Source organism: Streptomyces sp. NPDC087845 (genome assembly GCF_044742755.1).
GTDB lineage: Bacteria > Actinomycetota > Actinomycetes > Streptomycetales > Streptomycetaceae > Streptomyces.
Genome location: NZ_JBIUVC010000010.1, coordinates 308,882 through 334,935 on the forward strand (window position 1 = coordinate 308,882; position 26,054 = coordinate 334,935).

At 71.1% G+C, this 26,054-nt stretch carries 22 protein-coding genes and 2 pseudogenes; 12 read left to right on the top strand and 12 right to left on the bottom strand.

Annotated elements, in window-relative coordinates; genetic code table 11:
- Window positions 1-158: 158 nt before the first annotated feature.
- A complete protein-coding gene (locus ACIOMQ_RS26165; protein WP_362199724.1) occupies window positions 159-3,449 on the bottom strand; it encodes a S41 family peptidase in 3,291 nt (1,096 codons plus the stop codon).
- Between the two features lie 164 nt (window positions 3,450-3,613).
- Here ACIOMQ_RS26165 and ACIOMQ_RS26170 point away from each other — a divergent pair, with 164 nt between their 5' ends.
- Both ACIOMQ_RS26170 and ACIOMQ_RS26175 read left to right on the top strand, forming a co-directional pair.
- The gene (locus tag ACIOMQ_RS26170) at window positions 3,614-4,186 is read left to right on the top strand and encodes a TetR/AcrR family transcriptional regulator (protein WP_362199727.1); all 573 of its coding nucleotides are present in this window, start codon (window positions 3,614-3,616) and stop codon (window positions 4,184-4,186) included.
- Window positions 4,187-4,324: 138 nt separating this feature from the next.
- On the top strand, window positions 4,325-6,568 hold the full coding sequence (locus tag ACIOMQ_RS26175; RefSeq protein WP_362199730.1) for an MMPL family transporter: 2,244 nt from the start codon (window positions 4,325-4,327) through the stop codon (window positions 6,566-6,568).
- Window positions 6,569-6,920: 352 nt separating this feature from the next.
- Here the strand turns inward: ACIOMQ_RS26175 and ACIOMQ_RS26180 are convergent, their stop codons facing one another.
- A complete protein-coding gene (locus ACIOMQ_RS26180; RefSeq protein WP_362199733.1) occupies window positions 6,921-7,286 on the bottom strand; it encodes an SsgA family sporulation/cell division regulator in 366 nt (121 codons plus the stop codon).
- A 182-nt stretch (window positions 7,287-7,468) separates the two neighbouring features.
- Here ACIOMQ_RS26180 and ACIOMQ_RS26185 point away from each other — a divergent pair, with 182 nt between their 5' ends.
- The 5 genes from ACIOMQ_RS26185 (at window position 7,469) to ACIOMQ_RS26205 (ending at window position 12,096) form a co-directional block, all read left to right on the top strand.
- On the top strand, window positions 7,469-8,527 hold the full coding sequence (locus ACIOMQ_RS26185; protein WP_362199736.1) for an energy-coupling factor ABC transporter permease: 1,059 nt from the start codon (window positions 7,469-7,471) through the stop codon (window positions 8,525-8,527).
- A 1-nt stretch (window position 8,528) separates the two neighbouring features.
- Window positions 8,529-9,290, top strand: a complete 762-nt coding sequence (gene cbiQ / locus ACIOMQ_RS26190) for a cobalt ECF transporter T component CbiQ (protein ID WP_402190592.1) — start codon at window positions 8,529-8,531, stop codon at window positions 9,288-9,290.
- On the top strand, window positions 9,287-10,057 hold the full coding sequence (locus ACIOMQ_RS26195; RefSeq protein WP_401266456.1) for an energy-coupling factor ABC transporter ATP-binding protein: 771 nt from the start codon (window positions 9,287-9,289) through the stop codon (window positions 10,055-10,057). The genes cbiQ and ACIOMQ_RS26195 overlap by 4 nt, the downstream gene beginning before the upstream one ends.
- A 66-nt stretch (window positions 10,058-10,123) precedes the next feature.
- A complete protein-coding gene (locus ACIOMQ_RS26200; RefSeq protein WP_401266608.1) occupies window positions 10,124-11,287 on the top strand; it encodes a serine hydrolase domain-containing protein in 1,164 nt (387 codons plus the stop codon).
- Complete coding sequence (locus ACIOMQ_RS26205; protein ID WP_362199746.1) at window positions 11,284-12,096, top strand: SDR family NAD(P)-dependent oxidoreductase; 813 nt, start codon at window positions 11,284-11,286, stop codon at window positions 12,094-12,096. Before ACIOMQ_RS26200 ends, ACIOMQ_RS26205 begins: the two co-directional genes overlap by 4 nt.
- A 51-nt stretch (window positions 12,097-12,147) precedes the next feature.
- Here the strand turns inward: ACIOMQ_RS26205 and ACIOMQ_RS26210 are convergent, their stop codons facing one another.
- The gene (locus ACIOMQ_RS26210) at window positions 12,148-13,140 is read right to left on the bottom strand and encodes an AsnC family transcriptional regulator (protein ID WP_362199749.1); all 993 of its coding nucleotides are present in this window, start codon (window positions 13,138-13,140) and stop codon (window positions 12,148-12,150) included.
- Between the two features lie 292 nt (window positions 13,141-13,432).
- Between ACIOMQ_RS26210 and ACIOMQ_RS26215 the strand changes: the two genes are divergently transcribed.
- A complete protein-coding gene (locus ACIOMQ_RS26215) occupies window positions 13,433-14,989 on the top strand; it encodes an MFS transporter (RefSeq protein WP_402190669.1) in 1,557 nt (518 codons plus the stop codon).
- 92 nt (window positions 14,990-15,081) lie between these two features.
- On the opposite strand, the gene ACIOMQ_RS26220 is transcribed toward ACIOMQ_RS26215, so the two are convergent.
- Entirely contained in the window at window positions 15,082-15,273 is a 192-nt protein-coding gene (locus ACIOMQ_RS26220; RefSeq protein WP_402190671.1) for a DUF397 domain-containing protein, read from the bottom strand.
- Window positions 15,222-15,806, bottom strand: a pseudogene (locus ACIOMQ_RS26225) (Scr1 family TA system antitoxin-like transcriptional regulator); the annotation flags it as partial. The gene ACIOMQ_RS26220 and the pseudogene ACIOMQ_RS26225, both read right to left, overlap by 52 nt.
- A 95-nt stretch (window positions 15,807-15,901) precedes the next feature.
- On the opposite strand from ACIOMQ_RS26225, the pseudogene ACIOMQ_RS26230 reads away from it, so the two are divergent.
- Window positions 15,902-16,141 (top strand): annotated as a pseudogene (locus tag ACIOMQ_RS26230) (hypothetical protein); the annotation flags it as partial.
- Between the two features lie 203 nt (window positions 16,142-16,344).
- Here the strand turns inward: ACIOMQ_RS26230 and ACIOMQ_RS26235 are convergent.
- From ACIOMQ_RS26235 to ACIOMQ_RS26265, 7 genes are all read right to left on the bottom strand, one after another.
- Entirely contained in the window at window positions 16,345-16,554 is a 210-nt protein-coding gene (locus tag ACIOMQ_RS26235; RefSeq protein ID WP_402190595.1) for a DUF397 domain-containing protein, read from the bottom strand.
- Between the two features lie 159 nt (window positions 16,555-16,713).
- Window positions 16,714-17,565 (bottom strand): EamA family transporter, encoded by an 852-nt coding sequence (locus ACIOMQ_RS26240; protein ID WP_402190598.1) that lies wholly within the window; start codon window positions 17,563-17,565, stop codon window positions 16,714-16,716.
- Window positions 17,562-18,059, bottom strand: a complete 498-nt coding sequence (locus ACIOMQ_RS26245; protein ID WP_401266481.1) for a YbaK/EbsC family protein — start codon at window positions 18,057-18,059, stop codon at window positions 17,562-17,564. Before ACIOMQ_RS26245 ends, ACIOMQ_RS26240 begins: the two co-directional genes overlap by 4 nt.
- A 225-nt stretch (window positions 18,060-18,284) precedes the next feature.
- Window positions 18,285-19,922 (bottom strand): penicillin-binding transpeptidase domain-containing protein, encoded by a 1,638-nt coding sequence (locus tag ACIOMQ_RS26250; RefSeq protein ID WP_401266483.1) that lies wholly within the window; start codon window positions 19,920-19,922, stop codon window positions 18,285-18,287.
- Window positions 19,923-20,198: 276 nt separating this feature from the next.
- Window positions 20,199-20,474 carry a hypothetical protein gene (locus tag ACIOMQ_RS26255; protein ID WP_362199775.1) on the bottom strand — a complete coding sequence of 92 codons (276 nt, stop codon included), beginning with the start codon at window positions 20,472-20,474 and terminating at the stop codon, window positions 20,199-20,201.
- 371 nt (window positions 20,475-20,845) lie between these two features.
- Window positions 20,846-21,241 (bottom strand): hypothetical protein, encoded by a 396-nt coding sequence (locus ACIOMQ_RS26260; protein WP_362199777.1) that lies wholly within the window; start codon window positions 21,239-21,241, stop codon window positions 20,846-20,848.
- A gap of 444 nt (window positions 21,242-21,685) precedes the next feature.
- A complete protein-coding gene (locus ACIOMQ_RS26265) occupies window positions 21,686-23,452 on the bottom strand; it encodes a phospholipid carrier-dependent glycosyltransferase (RefSeq protein ID WP_362199780.1) in 1,767 nt (588 codons plus the stop codon).
- A 53-nt stretch (window positions 23,453-23,505) separates the two neighbouring features.
- On the opposite strand from ACIOMQ_RS26265, the gene rsmI reads away from it, so the two are divergent.
- The 3 genes from rsmI (at window position 23,506) to ACIOMQ_RS26280 (ending at window position 26,018) form a co-directional block, all read left to right on the top strand.
- On the top strand, window positions 23,506-24,384 hold the full coding sequence (rsmI, locus tag ACIOMQ_RS26270) for a 16S rRNA (cytidine(1402)-2'-O)-methyltransferase (protein ID WP_401942741.1): 879 nt from the start codon (window positions 23,506-23,508) through the stop codon (window positions 24,382-24,384).
- Window positions 24,385-24,561: 177 nt separating this feature from the next.
- Window positions 24,562-24,945 (top strand): hypothetical protein, encoded by a 384-nt coding sequence (locus tag ACIOMQ_RS26275; protein ID WP_362199786.1) that lies wholly within the window; start codon window positions 24,562-24,564, stop codon window positions 24,943-24,945.
- A 206-nt stretch (window positions 24,946-25,151) separates the two neighbouring features.
- Window positions 25,152-26,018, top strand: a complete 867-nt coding sequence (locus ACIOMQ_RS26280) for a TatD family hydrolase (RefSeq protein ID WP_401266494.1) — start codon at window positions 25,152-25,154, stop codon at window positions 26,016-26,018.
- Window positions 26,019-26,054: the final 36 nt, after the last annotated feature.

Below are 26,054 nucleotides of genomic sequence, written 5' to 3' on the forward strand. Positions count from 1 at the left end.
GCAGGGTCCGGGCCGGGAAGGGCGCCCCCGTCCCGTCGTCCCCGCCCCGTCGTCCCCGTCCCGTCGTCCCCGTCCCGTCGCCCCGCCCCGTCGTCCCCGTCCCTCGTCCCCCCGTCCCTGTCCCTCGTCCCCCCCGTCCGTTCGGTGCAGGGGCCCGCTCACCGTGGCGGCAGGGGCGGACGGCGCCGGTCCGGGACCGAGTCGTAGGTCGGAGGGGTCGCCGCCGGGTGCGCGGCCAGCAGGTCCAGGGCCACCCGCACCGCGTCGTCCAGCACCGCGTACCGGCCCTCGGCCCAGTCGAGCGGGGTGCGCAGCGCCTCCAGGTCCGGTTCGACGCCGTAGTTCTCGACCGACCACCCGTACGTGTCGAACCAGGCCGCGTTCATCGGCACCGTGATCACCGTGCCGTCGCCCAGCCGGTGCCGGCCGGTCATGCCGACCACGCCGCCCCACGTCCGCTGGCCCACCACCGGGCCCAGTTTCAGCAGGCGGAACGCGGCGGTGATCATGTCGCCGTCGGAGGAGGTCGCCTCGTCGGCCAGGGCGACCACCGGGCCGCGCGGGGCGTTCGAGGCGTACGAGACCGGCTGGGCGTTGCGGGTCAGGTCCCAGCCGAGGATCGTGCGGGTGAGCTTCTCGACCACCAACTCGCTGATGTGGCCGCCCGCGTTGCCGCGTACGTCGACGATCAGCGCCGGGCGGGAGACCTCCATGCGCAGGTCCCGGTTGAACTGGGCCCAGCCGGAGCCGCCCATGTCGGGGATGTGCAGATAGCCGCACTTGCCGCCGCTCAACTCCCGTACGACCTCGCGGCGTTTGGCGACCCAGTCCTGGTAGCGCAGGGGGCGTTCGTCGACCAGGGGGACGATCGCGACCCGGCGGGAGCGGCCTTCCCCCTCGGGCGGGCGGAAGGTGAGTTCGACCGTGGTGCCGCCCGCCGCGGAGAGGAGGGGGTACGGGCCCGTCACCGGGTCGACCGGGCGGCCGTCCACATGGGTGAGGACCGCGCCCTCCCGGATGCCCGTACCGGCCAGCGGGGAACGGGCCTTGGAGTCGGAGGAGTCACCGGGCAGGATGCGCCGGACGGTCCAGGCGCCGTCCCGGCAGGCCAGGTTCGCGCCGAGCAGTCCGATCGCCCGCTGGTAGTGCGGCGGGCCCTCGTTGCGGCGGGCCGGTGAGACGTACGCGTGCGAGGTGCCCAGTTCGCCCAGGACCTCGCGCAGCAGATCGGCGAACTCGTCGGGGGAGGCGACCCGTTCGACCAGCGGGCGGTACTGGTCGAGCACCCCCTCCCAGTCGATTCCGCACATGTCCGGTTCCCAGAAGTACGCGCGGATGATGCGGCCGGCCTCCCCGTACGCCTGCCGCCACTCCGCCGCCGGGTCGACGTCGTGCAGGATGCGGCGCAGGTCGAGGTAGACCGTCGTGTCGCTGTCGCCGATCTCCGTGGCGGGGACGGCGCGCAGTTCGCCCTCGTCCATGACGACCAGCCGCGTGGCGTCGCCGCTGACCGCGAACCAGTCCAGATGGCCGACGAGTTCGGTCTTCCTGGCCTTGGAGATGTTGAAGTGTTCGAGCGTGGGGCGGCCCGACATGTCGGCCGGGTTGGCGAACGTCTCGCCGAGCGCGCCGGAGATCGGCCAGCGCAGCCAGACGAGTCCGCCGCCGCTCACCGGACGCAGGGCCGAGTACTTCGACGCGGAGACCGGGAACGGCGTCACCCGGTTCTCCAGCCCCTCGAACTCGACCGTGACCGTCGACGGCCCCTCGCCCGTACCGGCGTCGGGAATGTCGTCGGCCGGGTCGAGGCCGCCCGCGGCCGGGCGCCCCTCCGGCGACAGGGCGAACGGGGAGGGCGTCGCCGAGGAGAGCGGCACCAGGTACGGGCGGCAGCCCAGCGGGAAGGAGAGGTCCCCGGTGTGGACGTCGTACACCGGGTCGAAACCGCGCCAGGAGAGGAAGGCGAGGTAGCGCCCGTCGCCGGTGAAGACGGGATTCTCGTCCTCGAAGCGGCCGTTGGTGACATCGACGATCACCGGGGCACCGGTCCCCAGGATGCGGGCCAGTTTGATCTGGCGCAGCGAACGGCCGATCCCGGGGTGCGACCAGGTCAGCCAGGCGCCGTCCGGCGAGAACGCCATGTCCCGGACCGGCCCGTTGATGGAGCGGATCAGTTCCACGGGCTCGCCCGTGGACGTCTCCTCGTCCGTCTCCAGGAGCAGCAGCCGTCCGTCGTTCGTCGCGATCGCCAGACGCTCGCCGTCCGGGTCGGAGATCAGTTCCTGGACCCGGCCGATCCGTCCGGAGGCCAGCCGGCGCGGCTCGCGGTCGCCGCTGGCGCGCGGCAGGTAGGCGATCTCGATCGCGTCGTCGCCGTCCGCGTCCGTGACGTAGGCGACCTGGCCGCCGCTGCCGAGCATCTCGGGCAGCCGGACCCGGACCCCCGGGGTGTCGGAGATCGTCCGGGCGGGGCCGTCGCGGTGGGTGAGCCAGTACAGGCTGCCGCGTACGGTGACGGCGCTGGCCCGGCCCGTCTCGTCCACGGACAGCGAGTCGACATTGCTGGCGGCCGGCACCTGGTGCGTACGCCGTCCGACGCGCGGCCCGCCGAGCCGTACCTCCAGCTTCCGCGGCACCGCGTCCGGCGACGCCAGGTCGTCGACCAGCCACACGTCGCCCGCGCACTGGTAGACGACCCGGCGCCCGTCGCTGGAGGCGTGCCGGGCGTAGAAGGCGTCGTGGTCCGTGTGGCGGCGCAGATCGCTGCCGTCGGGCCGGCAGGAGTACAGATTGCCGACGCCCTCGTGGTCGGAGAGGAACGCGATCCGGCCGGCGACGAACATGGGCGAGTCGAGGTGGCCGCCGATGTCCGGGAGCAGCCGCCTGCCGTGCAGCCACAGCCGCCCCGTCGCACCGCCCCGGTACCGCTTCCAGGAGGCCGGTTCGTGCGGTGGTTTGCCGGTCAGCAGCAGGGTGCGCCGTTCGCCGTCGATGTCGGCGACGGCGAGGTCGGAGACGGGCCCCCAGGGCAGCTTGCCGCCGGGGCCGCCGTCCGTGGGGACGGTGTAGGCCCAGGAGTCGTGCGAGAACGGCTGGTTGTGCGAGGAGACGGCGAGGATCTGCGAGGCGTCCCCCTCGTCGGGGGTCCAGCCGCAGACCCGGGCGTCCGTCGACCCCCAGTAGGTGAGCCGGTGTGCCGGGCCGCCCTCGACCGGCGCGAGGTGGATCTCGGGGTCGAGGCTGCGCCAGGTCGTGTACGCGATACGGGTTCCGTCGGGGGAGAAGCGCGGGTGGCCGACCCTGGTCCGGTCGACGGTCACCCGCCACGCGCGGCCGGGCCGCTGCCCCTCCGGGGCGAGCGGAGCGACCCAGAGGTCGTCCTCGGCCGCGAAGCAGAGCAGGTCGTCGTGGAGGTGCGGGAAACGGAGATACGCGACGTCGTCACTCACCCCTCAATGCTTTCCGCGCGAGAGGGCCCCGGCAACTTGTGGTGCGGAACACAAGCGAAACGTTTTCGTTTCGCTGGACGGGAGAGGTAGCGTCGATGTGTACGAAACAGTTTCGTTCGATTGACTGATGTGCGAGAACGAGAACGGGAACAGGAGGACGACCCATGGCACGCACCCGGCTCACGCCCGAGCGTGAGAGCGAGCTGTACGCCGCGGTGCTCGACCTGCTCCGCGAAGTCGGCTATGACGCCCTGACCATGGACGCCGTCGCCGCCCGTACCCATTCCAGCAAGGCCACCCTCTACCGCCAGTGGGGGAGCAAGCCGGAGCTGGTCGTCATGGCCCTGCGGCACAACAAGCCGGTGTCCCTCGCAGAGATCGACACCGGGTCGCTGCGCGGCGACTTCCACGCCGCGCTGAGCCGCAGCGACGACTGCCAGATGGAGAAGAACTCCGCGCTGATGCGGGGCCTGACCCATGCCGTCCACACCAATCCCGATCTGCTCCAGGCCCTGCGCGAACTGCTGATCGAGCCGGAAGTGACCGGCCTCGACACGCTGCTGCGCCGAGCCGTGGACCGGGGTGAGCTGCGTCCGGACCATCCGGCGCTGAAATATGTACCGCACATGCTGATCGGCGCCTTCGCCGCTCGGCAGCTGGTCGAGGACCGCGCCGTCGATCAGGCGTTCCTCACCGACTACGTCGACTCCGTGATGCTCCCCGCACTCGGAGTCTGACCCCCTCAGTCCCCTTCGCGCGATCCGTCCCCTTCGCGTGGCCTTCTCCCCAAGCCCTACCTGACACGCCGCTCTCGTCGTCGGGCCGGTTCCTCACGCCCTTTTCCACTCACACGACCTGACCGGGAGTACGCCTCCGTGGCCACATTCCTCTACAAGCTCGGACGGTTCGCCTTCCGGCGCCGCCGCTATGTCGCCCTGATCTGGGTGGCCCTGCTGGCGCTCGCCGGATTCGGCGCGGCCTCCGCGTCCACCGCCACCTCCAGCTCCTTCTCGATCCCGGGTACGGAGGCGCAAAGGGCCTTCGACCTGCTGGAACAGCGCTTCCCCGGCGCCAGCGCCGACGGCGCGACCGCACGGGTCGTGTTCAAGGCGCCCGACGGCCAGAAGATGACGGACCCGGCGAACAAGGCCGAGGTGAACAAGCTGGCCGGCGAGCTGAAGTCCGGCTCGGACCAGATCGCCTCGGTCACCGACCCGTACACCGGCAACGCCGTCAGCAAGGACGGCTCCACGGCGTACGTCTCCGTGTCCTACAAGGTCAACTCGATGGAGCTGACCAAGGCGACCCGGGACGCCCTCCAGGACGCGGGCCAGGCGGCGCAGAAGAGCGGGATGACCGTGGAGATCGGCGGTGACGCCCTCCAGGCGATGCCGGAACCCGGGGCCACCGAGATCATCGGCGTCGCGATCGCCGCGGTGGTGCTCGTCATCACCTTCGGCTCGCTGATCGCCGCCGGACTCCCGCTGCTCACCGCCCTGATCGGGGTCGGTATCGGTGTCTCGACGATCACGGCCCTGGCGAACGTGCTCGACCTGGGCTCCACCACCTCCACCCTCGCGATGATGATCGGCCTTGCGGTCGGCATCGACTACGCGCTGTTCATCGTCTCCCGCTACCGCGCCGAGCTGGCCGAGGGCCAGGAGCACGAGGAAGCGGCCGGACGGGCGGTCGGCACGGCCGGTTCCGCGGTCGTCTTCGCCGGTCTCACCGTCGTCATCGCGCTGGTCGGCCTCGCCGTCGTGAACATCCCGATGCTGTCGAAGATGGGCTTCGCCGCGGCCGGCACGGTCGCGATCGCCGTCCTCATCGCCCTCACCCTGGTCCCGGCGATGATGGGCTTCGCGGGCAAGCGGGTCATGGGGCGCAAGGCGCGCAAGGCCGCCGAGGCAGAGAACCGGCCCGACGCGAAGCCGAACATGGGCACCCGCTGGGCGCGGTTCGTGCTGCGCAAGCCGGTCTGGGTGCTGCTGGCCGGTGTCATCGGCCTCGGTGCCATCGCCGTACCGGCCGCTTCCCTGGAGATGGGGCTGCCCGACGACGGCTCCCAGCCCACCAGTACCACCCAGCGGCGCGCCTACGACCTGCTCTCCGACGGTTTCGGCCCCGGCTTCAACGGGCCGCTGATGGTCGTCGTCGACACCGCGAACAGCTCCGACGGCAAGACCGCGGCCAAGCGGGTCTCCGACGAGATCTCGGGCATCCCGGGTGTCGTCGCCGTCACCCCGGCCCAGTTCAACAAGGCCGGCGACACCGCGATGCTCACCGTCGTCCCGAAGGACCGGCCGAGCTCCACCGAGACCGAGAACGTCGTCCACGCGATCCGTGACACGGGCAAGGACATCACGTCCGACACCGGTGCCGAGGTTCTGGTCACCGGCTCGACGGCGATGAACATCGACTTCTCGCAGAAGATGAACGACGCGCTGCTGCCCTATCTGGCGCTCGTCGTCGGCCTGGCCTTCCTGCTGCTGATGCTGGTCTTCCGCTCCGTGCTGGTGCCGCTGAAGGCGGCCCTCGGCTTCCTGCTCTCGGTCGTCGCGGCCCTGGGCGCGGTCGTCGCGGTCTTCCAGTGGGGCTGGCTCGGCTCGCTCTTCGGTGTGGAGCAGACCGGTCCGATCATGTCCATGATGCCGATCTTCATGGTGGGCGTGGTCTTCGGTCTGGCCATGGACTACGAGGTGTTCCTCGTGACCCGGATGCGTGAGGCGTACGTCCACGGCGAGAAGCCCGGTCAGGCGATCGTCACCGGCTTCAGGCACGGCGCCCGGGTCGTCACGGCCGCGGCCGTGATCATGATGGCGGTCTTCGCCGGCTTCATCGGCTCCAGCGAGCAGATGGTCAAGATGATCGGTTTCTCGCTCGCCATCGCCGTCTTCTTCGACGCGTTCGTGGTCCGGATGGCGATCGTGCCCGCGGTCCTCGCCCTGCTCGGCAGGCGTGCCTGGTGGCTGCCGCGCTGGCTGGACCGGCTCCTGCCGAACGTGGACGTGGAGGGCGAGGGGCTGCGCGAGCAGCTCGGCGAGACGTCCGAGGGCCGCACCGGCCGGGACGGGCGCGGCGGCGGTGCCGAGGACGACCGCGAGCTGAGCCGCGTCTGAGCCGCGTCCGACCTGCGTCCGAGCCGGTTCAGACCTGTGTCCGACCTGCGTCCGAGCCGGTTCTGACCTGTGCCCGACCTGCGTCCGCGCCGGTTCTGAGCTGGTTCTGACCTGCGTCCGAGCCGGTTCTGAGCTGCTTCTGACCTGCGGCCGAGCTGGTTCTGCGCCGCAGAGAGCCTCCGGGGTCCGCGTCTGAGCGGAGCGCGGCCCCGGATGCGCCGGTTGCCTGTGGGGACGGGGGGCCGGGGCAATGGCGAAGGCCCCCGTGCGAGCGGCACGGGGGCCTCTGTCATGCGGTGCCCCGTGCGAGTGGCGCGGGGCTTGTGCCATGCGGTGCGTCACCGCGTGGGGGTCATGCGTCCATACGGGGCATGCGCGCGGGTCCGGCGGCGTTCTCGCCGTGGGTGCGGTGCAGAAAACGGATCAGCGGCGCGTTGTCGAACTGCACCACCTCCACGCCCTCCTTCGAGCGGAGCTCCACGACCAGTTGCGTGCGGCCGCACGGCCACACCCGGATGCCGCCGCGTTCGGCGGGGGAGCGCAGTCCGCGCTCCAGCAGGTCGCGGCTGAAGGCCCAGTCGATGCCGCCGGGAAAGGCGACATGGACCATGCGCGGGTCGTCGTCGGCGTCGTACAGCAGGTCGACCGGGACCGCCGGGAGGTCGGGGGTGTCATTGACGAGCCAGGCCTCGGCCTGTTCATGGATCACGGGGGGCATGGGCCGACTCCTCCTGTCTGTTCTCTTCGTCATCCAATGTCCCATATTTCCCGCCGGTGGCGCGGGGAGCGGTCAGTTGTGACGCATCCGCTCTTGCGAAGGGTTTGCAACAAGGCCCTATCATTGAGCGGTTCACGACATCGTCCGCGGCAACGCAGGATCGCAGGAAGCGGAGCCTCCCCATGCATGTACCCGACGGATTCATCGACGCCCCCGTCTCCGCCGCCGCCGGAGTCGTCGCCGCGGGCGCCGTCGCCGTCAGCCTGCGGGGCGCCCGCCGTGAGCTGGACGAGCGCACCGCGCCGCTCGCCGGTCTCGTCGCCGCGTTCATCTTCGCCGTGCAGATGCTGAACTTCCCGGTCGCCGCGGGCACCAGCGGGCACCTGCTGGGCGGTGCGCTCGCCGCGATCCTGGTCGGGCCGTACACCGGGGTGCTCTGCATCTCCGTCGTCCTGCTCATGCAGGGCATCCTCTTCGCCGACGGCGGGCTCACCGCGCTCGGTGTGAACGTGCTCGACATGGGCATCACGACCACCGTCGTCGCATACGCCCTCTTCCGCGGGCTGGTCCGCGTGCTCCCGCGGAGCCGCCGCTCCGTGACGGCCGCGTCCTTCGTCGCCGCCCTGGTCTCCGTACCGGCCGCGGCCTGCGTCTTCACACTGATCTACTGGATCGGCGGCACCACCGACATCCCGATCGGCAAGGTCTTCACAGCCATGGTCGGCGTCCACGTCCTCATCGGTATCGGCGAGGCCGTGATCACCGCACTGACCGTCGGCGCCGTCGTCGCCGTACGCCCCGATCTGGTCCACGGCGCCCGCGGACTCACCGCCCCGCTCCAGCTCCGGGTCGACGGCGAACTCGTCGACGCCCCGGCCCGGCAGCCCGTCGCCCCGGTCGCCGCCCGCTCCACCCGGGGGCTCTGGGCCACCGGCCTGGTCACCGCCCTCGTCCTGGCGGGCTTCGTCTCCTTCTACGCCTCGGCGAACCCCGACGGCCTGGAGAAGGTCGCCGCCGACCAGGGCATCGACAAGAAGGCCGAGGAGCACGCCGCCAAGGACTCCCCGCTCGCCGACTACGGCGTCAAGGACGTGTCCAACGCCCGTATCTCCGGCGGCCTCGCCGGGGTGATCGGCGTCGGTGCCACGATCGTGGCCGGCAGCGGGGTCTTCTACGTGGTCCGCCGCCGCCGCACCCCCGACGCGCCCGCCGCCACCTCGCACGACCGGGAAACCGTCTGACATGGGCGCGGGTCATGCGCACCGGCTCTACCGGCACGGGCACTCGCCCGTCCACGACCTGCCCCCGCACTGCAAGCTCGCGGCCGCCTTCTGCTTCGTCGTGGCCGTCGTCTCGACGCCGCGCGGGGCGGTGTGGGCGTTCGCGCTCTACGCGGTGCTGATCGGCGCCGTCACCGCCCTGGCCCGCATCCCCGCGGGCTTCCTGCTCAAGCGACTGCTCATCGAGGTGCCGTTCGTCGCGTTTGCCCTGCTCATGCCGTTCGTGGTGCCCGGCGAGCAGACCCATGTCCTCGGCCTCTCCGTCAGCGTCCCCGGCTTCTGGGGCGCCTGGAACGTCCTGGCCAAGGGCACCCTCGGCGTGGCCGCCTCCGTCCTCCTCGCCTCCACCACCGAACTGCGCTCCCTGCTGCTCGGCCTCCAGCGGCTCAGACTGCCGCCGCTGCTCGTGCAGATCGCCTCGTTCATGATCCGGTACGGCGATGTGATCACCGACGAGATGCGCCGGATGTCGATCGCCCGCCGCTCCCGGGGCTTCGAGGCGCGCGGGATACGGCAGTGGGGCGTCCTGGCCGCGTCGGCGGGCGCGCTCTTCATCAGGTCGTACGAGCGCGGCGAACGCGTCCACCTGGCGATGGTCAGCCGCGGCTACGCCGGTTCCATGCCGGTCATCGACGAGGTGACGGCCTCCCGGGCCCAGTGGGCGTACGCCTCGGCCCTCCCCGTCCTCGCCCTCGTCATCTGTCTGCTGGGATGGACCCTATGAGCCTGCCCACCGCACCCGCACCGTCCCTGGAGGTCAGCGGCCTCGCCTACGCCTATCCCGACGGCCACCAGGCGCTCTTCGGAGTGAACCTGACGGTCGCCCGAGGCGAACGCGTCGCCCTGCTCGGCCCCAACGGAGCCGGCAAGACCACCCTCGTCCTCCATCTCAACGGCATCCTCGACGCCGGCGCGGGCACCGTCCGGGTCGCCGGTCTCCCGGTCGAGAAGCGCAACCTCGCCGAGATCCGCCGCCGCGTCGGCATCGTCTTCCAGGACCCCGACGACCAGCTCTTCATGCCCACCGTCCGGGAGGACGTCGCCTTCGGCCCCGCCGCGTCCGGGCTGCGCGGCGCCGAACTGGAGGAACGCGTCACCGAGGCGCTGACACAGGTCGGCATGGCCGAGTACGCGGACCGGCCGCCGCACCACCTCTCCTTCGGCCAGCGCCGCCGCGTCGCCGTCGCCACCGTCCTCGCCATGCGGCCGGAGATCCTCGTCCTGGACGAGCCGTCCTCCAACCTGGACCCGGCCTCCCGGCGCGAACTCGCCGACATCCTGCGCTCCCTGGACGTCACCGTGCTCATGGTCACGCACGACCTGCCGTACGCCCTGGAACTCTGCCCGCGCGCGGTCGTGCTGAGCGAGGGTGTCATCGCCGCCGACGACCGTACCCAGGATCTGCTCTGCGACGAGGGGCTGATGCGCAGCCACCGTCTGGAGCTGCCCTTCGGATTCGATCCGCGTTCCGTGACGGTGAACATGAGGTGACCCGCCACACGTCCGACCTGCGCGGGCATGCACCATGGGGGGATGAGCGGGAGCGCAGGAGCAGGCGTGGACGTACGGGGCACGGTGGCGGCCGGATTCGAACCGGTCCGGGACGCCTTCGTCCGTAACTTCGAGCAGCGCGGCGAACGCGGCGCCGCGGTCACGGTCTACCGGGACGGGCGCAAGGTCGTCGATCTGTGGGCCGGTACGAGAGACGTCGACGGCACCGAGCCGTGGGCCGTCGACACCGTGCAGATCGTCCGCTCGGCGGGCAAGGGCATAGCCGCCGCCGTACCGCTGCTGCTGCACCAGCGCGGCCAGGTCGACCTCGACGCCCCCGTCGGCACGTACTGGCCGGAGTTCAAGGCGGCCGGCAAGGAGCGGGTGCTCGTCCGCGACCTCCTCGCCCACCGGGCCGGCATACCCGCCCTCGACTGCCCGCTGACCCCCTCCGAGGCGGCCGACGGGATCTCCGGTCCGCAGGCCGTCGCGGCCCAGCGCCCCCAGTGGGAACCCGGCACGGACCACGGCTACCACGCCCAGACCTACAGCTGGCTCATCGGCGAACTGGTACGCCGGGTCACCGGCCGCACCGTCGGCCGCTGGATCGCCGAGGAGATCGCCCGCCCGCTCGGCCTGGACTTCTGGTTCGGCCTCCCGGCGGACGAGGCGCACCGGGTGGGCCGCATCGGCCCCGTCGAACCACCGGCCGACGCGGGCGGCGGCGGCACGCTGCGGGTGCGCCCCAAGCGGTCCGTCGTCGAGGCCTACCGCGACCCGGAGTCCCTCACCCGCCGCGCCTTCGGAGCCATCGACCCGCTCCCCGACGAGAACGACCCCGCCTACCGGGTGGCCGAACTCCCCGCCTCCAACGGCATCGCCACCGCCCGCGCGCTGGCCCGCTGCTACGCCGCGATGATCGGCCCGGTCGACGGCCACCGGCTGTTCGCCCCGGCCACGCTCACCCTCGCCCGCACCGAGGAGTCGGCGGGACCGGACCGGGTCCTGGTCGTCAACACCCGCTTCGGCCTCGGCTACATGCTGCACGGACCGGCGGCCCCGCTGCTGGCCCCCGGCTCCTTCGGCCACCCCGGCCGGGGCGGCTCGCTCGGATTCGCCGACCCCGAATCCGGTATCGCCCTGGGCTATGTGACGAACGGTCTGCAGAAGGGAGTCACCGCCGATCCCCGTGCCCAGGCCCTGGTCAGGGCAGTACGGTCGGCGCTATGACTTCTCCCTCCGCGATTCCTTCCCCCGCCGGCCCACGGTTCGACGGATACGGCGTACTCATCACCGGGGCGGGCCAGGGCATCGGGGCCGCCACGGCCCGCCGGCTGGCCTCGGAGGGCGCGCGCGTCCTGGTCACCGACCTGGACGGCGACCGCGCCGCGCATACCGCCGCGGCGATACGGGAGACGGGCGGGGCCGCCGAGGCGCTGTCCTGCGACGTGGCCGACCGGGCGGCGGTCGAGGCCGCGGTCGCCCACGCCGTCGCCGCCTTCGGCTCCCTCGACGTGCTGGTGAACAACGCGTACGCCTGCACGCCCGACGCCCCGTTCTTCGAGGACGAGCCCGACGAGGTCTGGCAGCGCGACCTCGACATCACGCTCACCGGCCCGTACCGGTGCGCCCGCGCCGCCCTTCCGCACCTGGTCGCGTCCGGCCGGGGCGCGATCGTCAACATCGGTTCGGTCAACGGCGAACAGGACTTCGGCAATCACGCCTACAGCGCGGCCAAGGCCGGTCTGGGCAGTCTGACCCGCACCCTCGCCGGCCACGCGGGACCACGCGGCGTGCGCGTCAACCTGGTCGCACCCGGTACGGTCCGCACGGACGCCTGGGCGGGCCGTGACGCGGAACTGTCCCGGCTGAGCAGCATCTACCCGCTCGGCCGGATCGGCGAGCCGGACGACATCGCGTCCGCCGTCGCCTTCCTCGCCTCGCGCGACGCGGCCTGGATCACGGGGACCACCTTGCGGGTGGACGGCGGGCTGACGGCGACGGACTACGGCTTCCGGGACGCGGTTTCGGGGGCCTGACCGATATTCGGGGGCCTGACCGATACGGGCCCGGTCCGCCCCGCGCCCGGGTCAGGCGAGCGCGGGGTGGACGAGCCGCCCGTTGAGGATGAGGGAGGCGGCCTGCTTGAGACGGCGCACGCGCACACTGATCTCGTAGCCCCTGATGCCCTCGGTACGGGCGAACCGGCCGCTGAGGTAGCGGTAGAAGTCCGGGGTGTCCTTGCAGATGACCACGGCCATGATGTTGTGCTTGCCGCTGATGGCGGCGGCGAAGGCGCACTCGTCGTGCCCGCTGAGCTCCTCGCCGATCTCCTGGAGCCGGGGCAGGTCGACCTGGAGCCAGAGGGTGGCGTTGAGCTCGTAGCCGAGGCGTTCGGGCACGGCGTCGATGTCGTAGACCAGCGAGCCGGTCGCTTCGAGGGCCTCCAGCCGACGGGCCACGCGTGGCTTGGACCAGCCGGTGGCCTCCGCGAGCCGGGTGTGGGAGGCGCGGCCGTCCTCCGCCAGCGCTTCGAGGAGCGGGCGGTCCTCCTCGGTCGGGGTGAGCGGGGGCCCGGCGGGGATGGGGCGCTCCGCGGTCAGCAACCGCACCTGCTCGTCGGTGAGCGAGCCCTCCCGCCCGGTCCAGCCGGCCGTGTCCGGGGAACCGAAGGCGTGGACGAGAAGATCGACGTTCAGGTCGAGGACCGAGGCCGCCCGGGGAAGCCGCCTCAGCAGCACGTCGTCGCCGGCGGTCCCGGCGGGCGAACGGATGATGCAGATGATCTCCGAACCGCCCGACGCGATGCTCGTGTACGAGACCTCCGGCCTGCGGGCCAGGGAATCCGCGAGCGGCCCCACGGCGTCCGGGCGGCAGCGCAGCCGCGCGATCCACTCGGACCGGCCGTGGGCGGCGGGGCTGCTCAGCCCGACGACGCGGACGACGCCGCCGCGGCGCAGGGCGCTGTAGCGGCGCGCCACGGTCTGCTCGGACACCCCGACGACCTCGCTGAGGCGGCGGAAGGAGACCCGCGGCGAGCAGTTCAGCCCATGGATGATTTTGCGGTCCAGATCGTCAGGCATGGATGAATGGTCACATGAGCGGCGCTCAATCCGGAGGTTCTGTGACGTTTGCCGGGATCGCTTGGGGATTCATCGACGGTCGGGGCGAAGCTGGTCGGCGGCTTTGCGGGTGATTCGGCGTACTGCGCGGAATGCGGTGGTACGCCGGATCACCCGGGAGCGGGCGCACGCCGGACGGCGGTGCTCACATCGCAGCCGGTGCCCGCGCGGCACCCACCCCCGCAGCAGAAGGAACCTCTTCGTGAACTCCGCAACGACACAGGACAGATCAGGGCGGGGCGTCACGCTCGTCATGGCCTGCCTGGGCGTCTTCGTCGCCTACCTCCCCGTGACCACCGTGTCGGTGAGCCTGCCGGCCGTCCAGCGGGCCCTGGGCGCCTCCACGTCCCAGCTGTCCTGGGTCTCGGACGCCTTCGTGCTGCCGATGGCCGCGCTGATCCTGACCACCGGGGTGTGGGGCGACGTCCACGGCCGCAAGCGGGTCTTCCAGGCGGGCATGGCCTTCTGTGCGCTGGGCGCGGCGATCTCGCTGTCCTCGGACTCGGTGCAGGCCCTGTGGGCCGGGCAGGCCGTCTCCGGGCTGGGGGCGGCGGCGCTGCTGCCCACGACGCTGGCCCTGATCAGCCACGCGGTCCCCGACCACCGGGAACGGGGCAGGTTCATCGGCCTGTGGGCCATGTCCCTGATGGCCTCGCTCGCCGTGGGCCCGCTGATCGCGGGTGCGCTGCTGGAGCACGTCGCGTGGCGCTGGATCTTCCTCCTGCCCGTGCCGGTCTCCCTGATCGTGCTGGTCGTCGCGGCGTTCCTGCTGCCCGACTCGCGCGCCCCGCACGGCCGCCGACTCGACTGGCCCGGACAGATCAGTGCGGCCGTCGCGGTCACCGCGGTCGTCTACGGCGTCATCGAGGGCGGCGCGGACGGCTTCGGCGAGCCCGCCGTGGTGACGGCCCTGGTGCTCGGCGCGGTATCCGCGGCCGTGTTCGTCGCCGTGGAGCGCCGCAGCGCGAGCCCGATGCTCGACCTGGCGCTGTTCCGCAGCCCGGCCTTCACCGCCACCGCCCTGGTCGCCATGATCAGCTTCCTCGGGCTGATCGGCTTCTTCTTCGTGCTGAGTCTCTACTTCGGCATGGTCCAGCACCTGACCACGATCGAGGCGGCGCTGCGGATGGTGACGGTGTCCGGGGTGGCCCTCGTCGTCGGCGCACCCATCGGACGCCTGATGCACCGGGTCTCCGCCCGGGTCCTGATCACCACGGGCCTGGTCGTCGCGGCGGGCGCGATGCTCTCGCTGACCGGCGTCGACGCGCACACCTCCTACGGCTCGATCGTCTGGCGGCTGGCCCTGCTGGGCCTCGGCATGGGCGCCGTGCTCACCCCGATGACCGCCTCCGCGGTGTCCTCCGTCCCGTACCACCTGGCCGGGATGGCCGCCGCCGGGAACAACGCCTTCCGCCAGCTCGGTGGCGCCCTCGGCCCCGCCGTGCTCGGCACCCTGCTGACCACCCGGGCCCTCGACGCGCTGCCCGGCCGCCTCGCCGACGCGGGGGTGCCCGCCGAGGCGAGTGCCCGCGTCCTCGACACCGCCCGTGAGCAGGGACTCGGCGCCGTGGCCGGGCTCCACCTGGACGCCGCCACCGGACCGGCCCTGACCGCCCTGAGCGACTCCTTTCTCGACGGCATGCGGCTGTGCCTGACCGTCTCGGCCTCGCTCGCCCTGCTGGCCGCCCTCGCCTGCGCCGTGCTCCTGCGCCCGGCCGCCAAGCCGGTGGCCCCGGTGGCCCCGGCGGCGCCGGCGGCCCCGGCGGCCGAGGAACCTCCGGCCCGCCTGGCGTCGGTCCCGGCGAGCTGAGCGCGGCGGGACCTGAAGCGTCGGCTTCCGGACGCCCGACCGCCCCGCCGTGCGTGGCACGGCGGGGCGGTGTGGGGTCGGGGCGGTCCAGGTCAGATGGCGCCGACCTCCCCAGCCTTGACGCCCGCGACGAAGCTGGCGAAGGAGGCGGGGGAGGTGTGCAGCACGGGGCCGCCAGGATTCTTGGAGTCGCGTACGGGGACGATGCCGTGCGGGGCGGCGAGGTCGGCGGCTGAATCTGGGAGTCCATGACCTCGGGGCCGCCGATCGGGCGGCGGATGCAGCTTTCATCCAGGACCACGATCAGCATGGGGGGTCGCGCCCTCGCCAAGGCGCTCTGTCGCTGAGCCAGGAACGAGACGCGCTCTTCTGCTTGTTCAGGTGTGATGGAGCCGCGCCACACGTGGCCGTTTGCCAAAGCCTTCGCGTACTCCGGCGTCTGAAGCAGACCAGGGACGATCCCGATCTGGAACAGGCGGATCTCCGTTGCCCGGCCTTCGTATCCGACGTACTCCGGGAAGCCCTCCAGCAGATTGCCGTGCTTGATCTCGCGCCATTCGCGCTCGAACGAATCGGCGGTGTTGGTCGTATCCAATGCCACGTCGACGCGGCGCGAGAACGGCAGAGTCGGTGATTTACGACCGGTTTCGAGTGCCGAGATATGCCTGCCCGTGCAGCCGACCAGCGCACCGACGTGATCCTGGGTCCAGCCGCGCTCTTCGCGCAGCCTGCGTAAACGTGCGCCGAAAGCTGCCTGAGGGCTTGCTTCCGGGTTCAACTCCTTGCGGTTTACCAATGTGTCCTCTCCGTCGGCCATGTTGATGACACTTCGACTCTAGGCCACGCTGAAGCCCCTTGGTAGTGGGACGACTACGGAACGGAGTTGACGTGCCCGAAGACGACGACGGTGGCCTGACCCGTCACGAACCCCTTCAAGTCCCCTCGCCCGGAACGCTTTTCCGGGACACCGGCCATGGCGACCGGGTGGGCGAGTTCCGCGGGGTCGTCGGTCCGTACTGGTCGTTGCGGCCGGTCGGTGGCGGTGTGGAGTGGGAGGCGGAGCCCGAGTGGGTCCGGGCGCTGACTCCGGCCGAGCGGCTGAAGCGGCTGCCGGTCGGTTCCACGCCCGACCGCACCGCCGAACTCCGTGCCTGGTACGAGGACCGGCAGGGCCAGCGCGCAGCCCAGGCGCACATCAAGAGCGGCAACCCGTTCCTCGTCGTCGTCCCCGACACCGACTTCACGTACACCCTCTCCGTGCACCCCGATTGAAACGTGACGACCGACTCGCGATGTGTCACGTTCCTTCGTGGATGCCGCCCAGGAGGTCTGCCCGTCCGACAGACCTCCGAGGGTCAGACGGCGCCGAACTCTCCACCCTTGACGCCCGCCATGAAGGCGATGAACGCGGCGGGCGAGGCGTGCAGCACAGGCCCGCCGGGGTTCTTGGAGTCGCGAACGGGGACGATGCCGCGCGGTGCGGCGAGGTTGGCGGCGATCTCGATGCAGGAACCGCCGTTGTTGCTGTAGGAGGACTTGAACCAGCGAGGGGATTCGGCTGTCACGGCATGCCCTTTCGTAGGAGGCGGAGCTGCGAAAGCGACCTACCCACACGATGCAACGCCCATGACGGGGAGGGGCATGGGCGAGAACTTTCAGCGGGCGGACTCCGGATCCGTACCGCCCCTGAAGCCGCCCCGGAGCCCGCCCCTGCCCCCTCGCGCTCAGCTCGTGTGCAGCATCAGCCCGATGCCGACGACCATCAGCCCGGCCGCCGCGATGCGCGGGGCGCCGAACCGTTCCTTGAAGAACAGTGTCCCGATGGCCGCTCCGACAATGATCGACGACTCCCGCAGGGCCGCGATCGGGGCCAGTGCCGCCCGGGTCTGGGCCCACAGGACGAGGCCGTACGCCGTCACCGACAGGGCCGCGCCCAGCAGTCCGCGTACGGCGAACGGGCGCAGGGCGGGCAGGAGTTCGGCGCGGCGGCGGTACAGCGCGTAGGCCGGGATGGCCAGGCCCTCCAGGATCATCAGCCAGGCGATGTAGCCGAGCGGGGTGCCGGAGGCGCGTACGCCGACGCCGTCCACCGTGGTGTACCCGGCGATGGCCAGACCGGTCGCGAGGGCGGCCAGCAGGGCCGGCCAGTCGGGGCGCCTGCCGGAACCCCGGATGCCCCAGAGGGCCAGCCCGACCAGCCCCGCCGAGGCCACCGCGACCCCGGCGGCGGCCCAGCCGTCCGGGTGCTCACCGACGAACACCGCGGCGAGGACCGTCACCACCAGCGGTGCCGTACCCCGGGCGATCGGATACATCTGGCCGAAGTCGCCCAGGGTGAACGAGCGCATCAGCAGCATCATGTACGCCACGTGCAGGGCGGCCGAGACCAGCAGGTACGGCCAGGCCCCGGCGGCCGGGAACGGGACGAAACAGGCGGCTGCCGCGCCGATCAGCAGCCCGCCCCCGGAGATCAGGGTGAAGGAGAGCAGCTGGTCCTTGATCGCGTGCGCGATCGCGTTCCAACTGGCGTGCGTGACAGCGGCGATCAGGACGGCGAAGGCGACCAGCGGTGTCACGCGGACTGCTCGCGCACATCCACCACGGTTCCACCGGCGTGCCCGATCAGCGTCTTGGGGTCGAGCGGGAAGACGGTGTGCGGGGTGCCCGCCGCCGCCCACACCACGTCGTGGTCCAGGAGCCCGCGGTCGGCCAGCACCCGGGTCCGCGTGCGGTGCCCGAAGGGCGGTACACCCCCGATCGCGTACCCGGTCGTCTCCCGGACCAGATCAGCGCCCGCCCGCTTGACCTTCCCGGCCCCCAGCTCCTCGCGCACCAGGTCCACGTCGACGCGTGAGGAGCCGTCCATCAGGACCAGCACCGGGACGCCGTCGGCCTCGAAGATCAGGGACTTGACGATCTCGCTGAGTTCGCAGCCGATCGCAGCAGCGGCCTCGGCGGCGGTCCGGGTGGCCTCGGGGAACCGGCGGATCTCGACATCGAGACCCAGTTCCCGCAGGGCCTCGGCAAATCGGGGGTGGGCTTCGGCGGCGCTGGTGTCAGGAGTGTTCATGCCCCCGCACGCTAGCGAACGCGGTACGGGCACGCGATGAGGTTGCGCGTGTGCGGAACCAGGGGCAGGGACCGGACAGGTCCACGGCCCGCCGGCCCAGCACGGCCCGGCACGGGTGCGGGCGACCCCCGTCGGGTGGGACCGGCCGGTGGGACCGGCCGAGCGGGAAGTACCGTCCCCGCTCGGCCCCCGCTCGGCCCGGCCCACCTGGGGCCGGACGGGGCGTCACGACCCCGCGCGCAGCACCGCCGCCACCACGGGGCCCGCCGCGTCGCCGCCGTGGCCTCCGGACTGGACGACCGCCGCGGCGGCCAGGTCATTGCTGAAACCGGTGAACCAGCTGTTGGACGTGGCCTGGCCGTCCACCTCCGCCGAGCCCGTCTTGGCGCCCTTGTCGCCGCCGACCGAGGCCATCGCGGCCCTTCCGGTGCCCCAACTGGCGGTCTGGCGCATCATGTTGGTGATCTGCTGGGAGGCGGACGGGGACAGCGACCGGGACGCGGTGGCGATCGGCCGGCCGTCGAGGTCCCGTTCGACGAGGATCGGCTGGCGGAAGGTGCCGCTCTTCGCGGTGGCGGTGATGGACGCCATGTTGAGCGCGTTCATCTGGACCGTGCCCTGACCGATGTACTGGGCGGCCGCCTCACCCCCGGTGGCCTCGGGCACGCTGCCGTCGAAGGACACGACGCCGGTCTGCCAGTCCAGGCCGATGCCGAAGACGTCGCGGGCCTCCTTGGCGAGCGCCGCGTCGTCCTTCGTGTCGTCGATCAGCTTGATGAAGGCCGTGTTGCAGGACCGGGCGAAGCTGGTCGTCAGGGTGCCGTCGGGGATGGAGAAGCCGTCCAGGTTCTTGAAGGTGCGGCCCATGTACATGGCGTCGGGCGGGCACTCGATCTTCTGGTTGGCCGAAGCGAGGCCCTTCTCGATCAGCAGCGCCGCTGTCACGATCTTCATCGTCGAACCGGGTGCCTGCTTGCCCTGCATCGCCGCGTTGAAGCCGGTGGCCGGATTGTTGGCGATCGCGCGGATCGCACCCGTGGACGGCCTGACCGCGACCACCGACGCCTGGCTGAACTTCTTCACGGCCACCTCGGCCGCCGCCTGGGCGTTCGCGTCCAGTGTGGTCTGCAACGTGCCCGGCTTGCCCGTGGTGAGGGTCAGCAGGGTCTTGTTCGGGCCCTCCGCGTCCGCGCTCTCGATCCAGGTCTCGATGCCGGCCGTGCCGCCGGCCTTCTCCCCGTACTTCTCGCGCAGCGCGTCCAGGATCGACCCCAGGGAGGGGTACTTCTCCTTGGTGAGAACCTTGCCGTTGCGGTCGACGGCCTCGATCGACGGTGTCGACGCCTCCCCCGTCTTCAGTGACGCACCGGCCGTCAGCTGCGGGTGGATCACGGTGGGGGCCCAGTCGATCAGCGGCCTGCCGGTGGTGAGGCCGCGCACCACGGTCAGTTCGGAGGCGTACGACCAGGGCTTGGTCTTGCCCCCGAACGACACGGTCGCCTTCACCGTGTAGGGCACCTTCATGCCGACCGCCGCCCCCGGGGTGATCACCGCCTCGGTGACATGGGCGCTCTCGCGGTACCCGGTCAGGGCCGGTTCGGCCTCGGCCGCGTTGTTGGTGAGCTGGGACGCGACAGCCGCGTCACCGCTCGCCCAGGCCTTGAGGAACTTCTTCGACGTGTCGTCGATCTCCGCCTTGGTGACCGGCCCCGTCTTCACCTCGGCGGCGGCGGACCTGCTGTCCGTACCGTCGCCGCCCCCGCCGTTCAGCCCGCCCAGGACGTTGTAGGCCCCGTAGCCCACCCCGCCGACCACGACCGCGAACACTCCGCCGACTATCGCAACCTTCGCTCCACTGCGCATCCTTGCAGTCCCCCTCCCCAGGAGTTCCTCCTTGAACGTGTTCAAGGAGATGCCGCTGGGCACCTTACGGGACGGTGGTGACAGCCGAGATGGTTGTTACCGGAACGCGATACGTGTGGGGTGCATACCGTGAATACGGCGGTCGAATCGCGGTGTGCCGGTCTGTCTGGGGGAGCACCTCGGCGGCGGCGAGGCGTGCTCGCTTGTTGCTTGTCACCGTCCGCTACTGGCTACTGGCCAGTGGCAAGTAGCCACTGGCCAGTAGCTGCGGAGCGATCAGCGCTTGCCGATGCCGGTTTCGGTGAAGCTGCCCCCGACACCGTGCGGGCCGATCACGAGGACGCCTTCGAGGAAGGAGGCGCCGTCGGGGCCGAAGTCGACGTCGGTGGTGTGCAGGGCGCTGCCGTTGGGGCCGACGGAGAACGCTCCATGGTTGAAGTTGGCGGTGGGGACGTTGACGGGCGTCTCATCGGCGGAGGCGATGGTCGCCCCGCCGATGACGAGCGGGAGGCAGAGGGCGGAGACGGCCAGGATGCGGTGCGCAGTACGCATGGGGAAGAGCCCTTCCATGTACAGGGTGGTTGAGCGGGATGCTGCGATGCAGCAGTCCGTCACCATCCACACACATTCGTATGCGCAGCGCCATCAGGTGTGGCTGTCAAGGGCCACCAGTTCACCCCAGCGCCGTACCCGCTGCCCCGGTTCTCGTCGCCCCGTCGTCGCTGCGACGGCATTTCAGATGGAGGGCCGGCCGTCTGCCGTTCAGTCTCTTGCCGAGGGGAAGAGACCACGGCAGTAGCCGGCCGAAGCCCCGGGACCAGCAGCCTTGCGCCAACCTCACCCAGAAACGGATATCAGCTGACGAACCGTCCCCTGAGGGATCGTCATGCAGGCATCGCCCCCTCGCCGCCCCTTCGAAATCCCTACTCGCTGAGCATGCCGGCATTTCTACGAGACTTCGATGCTCTGCGGGACAGGTGCGCGAGCAGCTGACCCGCGCCGACGGCCACGTAGAGCACGACCAGAACCCCGAGTCCGAGGTCGAGCCAGTCATGGGCCGCGCCCCTGAAGAACGAGGCCCACGCCCTGGCCCCCGCGACGGATCCGGCAACCACCAGCAGCACCGACGCCACGGCGTACAGCGCCTTCGCGGCCCTGGGCCGCCGCTCTTTGAGCAGTTCACCACCCGCACCGAGCACGACCAGCGGGGCGAAGGCATCGTGCGGCTCCAGACGCCCCGTCCCGATCGCGTCCACGATGTTGATCAGAACACCGATCGACCCGACGACCAGAACACCTTGGGATATACGGCGGCTCATCAACCCTCGCCTTGCAGCCAAACTTCGTTGGCAATGAATCAATCTTCGCTGTCGCAGGATAGTGACACCCGCTCCCGACTAAGGGCTGTCCCGCAACCCCTGGCGGGCGTGCGACGACAGCTACGGCGCCTCGCCGCGTTGTCGGAACGCCCGAACACATCCAGTACTAGGGCGTCCCTCCGCCGTGCGATGCACCGCATCCGACGCCGCACGCCGATCCACCGGGGACTACGGGACAGCCCTTAGGGGTTTGGGTGTCACGGCCTCCGTGACGGTGTCAGGTGTCACGCGGGTGTCGGAGCCATTCCCCGGGCCGACCGCCGGGCCGTCTGTGGGCCGTCCGCGGGCCGCCAATGGGCACCGATGACGGCCAACAATCACCAAGAGGCCGCAGTCGATGACTGCGGCCTCTTGGTGCACCTGGATCTAGTGCCGGTCACGGCACTAGATCCAGGTGTCCAGCCACATCCGCTCCCGCCACGAACCGTCGGGGATCGGCGTGCCCGTGTAGATCGGCCAGAAGTAAATGAAGTTCCAGATGATCAGGAGCACCAGCACGCCCGCCGCGATCGCTCCGAGCGTTCGTCGCCGTTCGCCCGACGTATCGCCGGTCACCAGGCCGAGTTCCTGGCGGGGACCGCTCCCCGCCGCCGGACCCAGCATCGCGCCGATCATCATCGTCACCGCCAGGCACAGGAACGGCACGAACACGACCGCGTAGAACAGGAAGATCGTCCGCTCCTGGTAGAAGAACCAGGGCAGCCAGCCCGCTGCCACACCGCAGGCGATCGCCCCCGCCCGCCAGTCGCGCCGGAAGAACCAGCGCCACAGCACGTACACCAGGGCGAAGCACGCCGCCCACCACAGCAGCGGCGTCCCGATGGCCAGCACCTCGCGGGAACACTTCCCGGTCTCCGACGCCGCGCAGCCCGGCTCCTCCGCCCAGAAGTACGAGACGGGCCGGCCGAGCACGATCCAGCTCCAGGGATTGGACTGGTAGGTGTGGCCGGAGGTCAGATTCACATGGAACTCGTAGACCTGGTACTCGTAGTGCCACAGGCTGCGCAGCCAGTCCGGCAGCCACGTCCAGGCGCCGCCCCTGCCGTCGGTCTGCGCCCAGTTCCGGTAGTAGCCCCTGTCGGTGACGATCCAGCCGGTCCAGGAGGCGAGATACGTGAGGATCGTGACCGGGACCGTCGAGACGAACGCCGGCAGCAGATCCCGCTTCAGCACCGCCGCGTACGGCCGTACCGCACCCGCGGTCCGGCGCGCGCCCACATCCCACAGCACCGTCATCAGACCGAAGCCGACCAGGATGTACAGGCCGTTCCACTTGGTGGCGAAGGCCAGCCCCAGCATCAGGCCGGCGGTGAGCCGCCAGGGACGCCAGCCGAGCCGCAGGTTCTCCGCGACCCAGTCATCGGGGCGCAGCACACCCTCCTCGTCGACCGGCAGCGCGGCGGCGAGCCTGCGCCGCGCCCAGTCGCGGTCGATCAGCAGCGCGCCGAACGCCGCAAGCACGAAGAACATCAGCACCAGGTCGAGCAGCGCGGCGCGGCTCATCACGAAATGCAGACCGTCGACGGCGAGCAGGGTGCCCGCCAGGCACCCCAGGAACGTCGAGCGGAACAGCCGCCGCCCGATCCGGCACAGCATCAGCACCGACAGCGTGCCGAGCACCGCCACCATGAACCGCCAGCCGAACGGCGTGAAGCCGAAGAGCTGCTCACCGATGCCGATGATCCACTTGCCGACCGGCGGATGCACCACATAGCCCGGATCCACCGGGACGTGCACCTTCGACGGATCGGCGAGGATCAGCTTGTCGATGTCCTTGGGCCAGTCGCCCTCGTACCCCTGGTTGATCAGCGCCCAGGAATCCTTGGCGTAGTACGTCTCGTCGAATATCAGGGCGTGCGGGCTGCCCAGGTTCCAGAACCGCAGCACCCCCGCGACCAGCGCCACCAGCAGCGGACCGCCCCAGGCGGACCAGCGCACCAGGCGCGCGGCCAGGGGCGGGGAGATGCCGAGCACCGCCCACAGCTGGGCGCCGGGCCGTGTGTACGGCGGAACCAGCCGTTCACGCAGCCCGATTCCGGGCCGGGGCGAATGGCCGAAGCGGCGCATCCGCTGCGGCCAGGAGGCGGGCTCTTCGCCGTGCGGTTCCCCGGCGTCTTGGCCCTGCCGGGCCTCGGGCGCAGTACTCGTCACCGCGCCATCGTAGGGAACGCATCTGTGCGAGTGCTGTCGCCCGTGCTGGGAGGATGACTCATGTGACTGGAACGACTGGAACGCTGGTACTCGCAGGAACCCCCATCGGCGATGTGGCGGACGCCCCGCCACGCCTCGCCGCCGAACTGGCGACGGCCGATGTCGTGGCCGCCGAGGACACCCGGAGGCTGCGCCGCCTCACCCAGGCGCTCGGCATCCACACCACGGGCCGGGTCGTCTCCTACTTCGAGGGCAACGAGTCGGCCCGTACGCCCGAACTCGTCGAGGCACTGACCGGCGGCGCCCGCGTCCTGCTGGTCACGGACGCCGGGATGCCGTCCGTGTCCGACCCCGGCTACCGGCTCGTGGCCGCGGCCGTGGAGAAGGACATCAAGGTCACCGCGGTCCCCGGCCCGTCCGCGGTGCTCACGGCTCTCGCCCTGTCCGCGCTGCCCGTCGACCGGTTCTGCTTCGAGGGTTTCCTGCCGCGCAAGGCGGGCGAACGGCTCGGCAGACTGCGCGAGGTGGCCGACGAGCGCCGCACCATGGTCTTCTTCGAGGCCCCGCACCGGCTCGACGACACCCTCGCGGCGATGGCCGAGGTCTTCGGCGCCGACCGCCGGGCGGCCGTGTGCCGGGAGCTGACCAAGACGTACGAGGAAGTGAAGCGCGGCCCCCTGGGCGAGCTGGCGGCCTGGGCGGCCGAAGGGGTACGCGGCGAGATCACCGTCGTCGTCGAGGGAGCGGCCGACTCCGGACCCGAGGAACTGGACGCGGCCGAGCTGGTGCGCAGGGTGCGGGTGCGCGAGGAGGCGGGGGAGCGGCGCAAGGAAGCCATCGCCGCCGTCGCCGCGGACGCGGGGCTGCCCAAGCGTGAAGTCTTCGACGCGGTCGTCGCGGCAAAGAATGCGGAGCGAACCGGCCCTGCGTAGGTCAACGAACCGACGTGGTGAGCAAAGCCGGAATCACGAGGTGGGCCTTTCTGCCACGAGTAGGCCAAAACCGCTCCAACACTCGACACGTTCCGATGCGTTCCCGCCAGTAAAGGCGTCCACTGGATCAGGGACGCATTCTCCGGAGTGTTCGTCCGGCGGAGCAAAGGAGCAGGCATGAGCGAGATCACACCCACCACCGTCCATGAGGCGTATGCCTTCGCCTGCATGAGGTGTGGACACGGCTGGGAACAGGCCTACGAGATAGAGCACCACGTCGACGGCTCGAACAACGACTACGTCATATACAAGGCGGACGGGGAACGGGTTCCCTCGCCGCTTTCCAGGCCCACCTGCATGAATTGCGACGGACACCTGGTCCGCATCATGGGGTCCGGCCGGGTCTCGACCGTCCAGAAGCTGCTCCACAACCCCCAGCCGACACGGCCGCCGATCGAGGACACCGGCGCAGGGGAGACCGCGGCCGCCACCGCCGCACGCGCGGGCGCGCAGCATCACTGGCACCTGGCCGACCTGCTGCACCCGTTCCACCGCAAGTAGGGCACCCGGCTTCCACCGCAGGTGGGGCGCCCGGCTTCCACGACGGCGAGGCGTCCGGCTTCCACCACAGGTGGGGCGCCCGGCTCCCACGACGGCGAGGCGTCCGGCTTCCATCGGCGGCGAGGCGTCCGGCCTCCACCGTCGGCGAGGCACCCGGCTTCCATTGCCGGCGAGGCGTCCGGCGCGGTCCTCGTACGATCGTCGGCATGAGCCGTACCGAAGCCCCGCCGCTGCCCGAGCCCCTCCGGGTGCCGGTCGCCGATTCGCACACCCACCTGGACATGCAGGACGCGACCGTCGAGGAGGGCCTGGCCAGGGCCGCGGCGGTCAACGTGACCACCGTGATCCAGGTGGGCTGCGACGTGGCCGGTTCGCGCTGGGCCGCCGAGACCGCCGCCGCGCACGCGAACGTGCACGCGGCGGTCGCCCTCCACCCCAACGAGGCGCCGCGCATCGTGCACGGCGACCCCGACGGGTGGTCGCGGCAGGGGGCCCGTGAAGGGGGCGGGGCGGCGGCGCTGCACGAGGCCCTCGCGGAGATCGACGCGCTGGCCGCACTCGACCACGTGCGAGGGGTCGGCGAGACCGGGCTCGACCATTTCCGTACCGGCCCCGAGGGCATGGCCGCGCAGGAGGAGTCCTTCCGCGCCCACATCGAGATCGCCAAGCGGCACGGCAAGGCGCTGGTCATCCACGATCGCGAGGCGCACGCGGACGTGCTGCGCGTCCTCGCCGACGCGGGCGCCCCCGAGCGGACCGTCTTCCACTGCTACTCCGGCGACGCCGACATGGCCCGGATCTGCGCGGACGCCGGGTACTTCATGTCCTTCGCGGGCAACGTCACCTTCAAGAACGCCCAGCCGCTGCGGGACGCGCTGGCCGTCGCGCCGACGGAGCTGGTCCTGGTCGAGACGGACGCACCGTTCCTGACGCCCGCGCCGTACCGCGGACGACCCAACGCGCCGTATCTCATCCCGGTCACGCTGCGTGCCATGGCTGAGGTGAAGGGCGTGGACGAGGACACGCTGGCGTCGGCCGTCGCGGACAACACGGCTCGCGCATTCGACTACTGACCGTACGCACTCACCGGTCGGGGCCGGTGCGCGGTC

Bases quoted from the DNA above. Each gene is read 5' to 3' on its own strand.
- ACIOMQ_RS26205 (WP_362199746.1), top strand. From the start codon at position 11,284: ATGACTTCTCCCTCCGCGATTCCTTCCCCCGCCGGCCCACGGTTCGAC.
- ACIOMQ_RS26215 (WP_402190669.1), top strand. From the start codon at position 13,433: ATGGCCTGCCTGGGCGTCTTCGTCGCCTACCTCCCCGTGACCACCGTG.
- rsmI (WP_401942741.1), top strand. From the start codon at position 23,506: ATGACTCATGTGACTGGAACGACTGGAACGCTGGTACTCGCAGGAACC.
- cbiQ (WP_402190592.1), top strand. From the start codon at position 8,529: ATGGGCGCGGGTCATGCGCACCGGCTCTACCGGCACGGGCACTCGCCC.
- ACIOMQ_RS26280 (WP_401266494.1), top strand. From the start codon at position 25,152: ATGAGCCGTACCGAAGCCCCGCCGCTGCCCGAGCCCCTCCGGGTGCCG.
- ACIOMQ_RS26170 (WP_362199727.1), top strand. From the start codon at position 3,614: ATGGCACGCACCCGGCTCACGCCCGAGCGTGAGAGCGAGCTGTACGCC.
- ACIOMQ_RS26250 (WP_401266483.1), bottom strand. From the start codon at position 19,922: ATGCGCAGTGGAGCGAAGGTTGCGATAGTCGGCGGAGTGTTCGCGGTC.
- ACIOMQ_RS26185 (WP_362199736.1), top strand. From the start codon at position 7,469: ATGCATGTACCCGACGGATTCATCGACGCCCCCGTCTCCGCCGCCGCC.
- ACIOMQ_RS26195 (WP_401266456.1), top strand. From the start codon at position 9,287: ATGAGCCTGCCCACCGCACCCGCACCGTCCCTGGAGGTCAGCGGCCTC.
- ACIOMQ_RS26260 (WP_362199777.1), bottom strand. From the start codon at position 21,241: ATGAGCCGCCGTATATCCCAAGGTGTTCTGGTCGTCGGGTCGATCGGT.
- ACIOMQ_RS26245 (WP_401266481.1), bottom strand. From the start codon at position 18,059: ATGAACACTCCTGACACCAGCGCCGCCGAAGCCCACCCCCGATTTGCC.
- ACIOMQ_RS26255 (WP_362199775.1), bottom strand. From the start codon at position 20,474: ATGCGTACTGCGCACCGCATCCTGGCCGTCTCCGCCCTCTGCCTCCCG.
- ACIOMQ_RS26180 (WP_362199733.1), bottom strand. From the start codon at position 7,286: ATGCCCCCCGTGATCCATGAACAGGCCGAGGCCTGGCTCGTCAATGAC.
- ACIOMQ_RS26275 (WP_362199786.1), top strand. From the start codon at position 24,562: ATGAGCGAGATCACACCCACCACCGTCCATGAGGCGTATGCCTTCGCC.
- ACIOMQ_RS26210 (WP_362199749.1), bottom strand. From the start codon at position 13,140: ATGCCTGACGATCTGGACCGCAAAATCATCCATGGGCTGAACTGCTCG.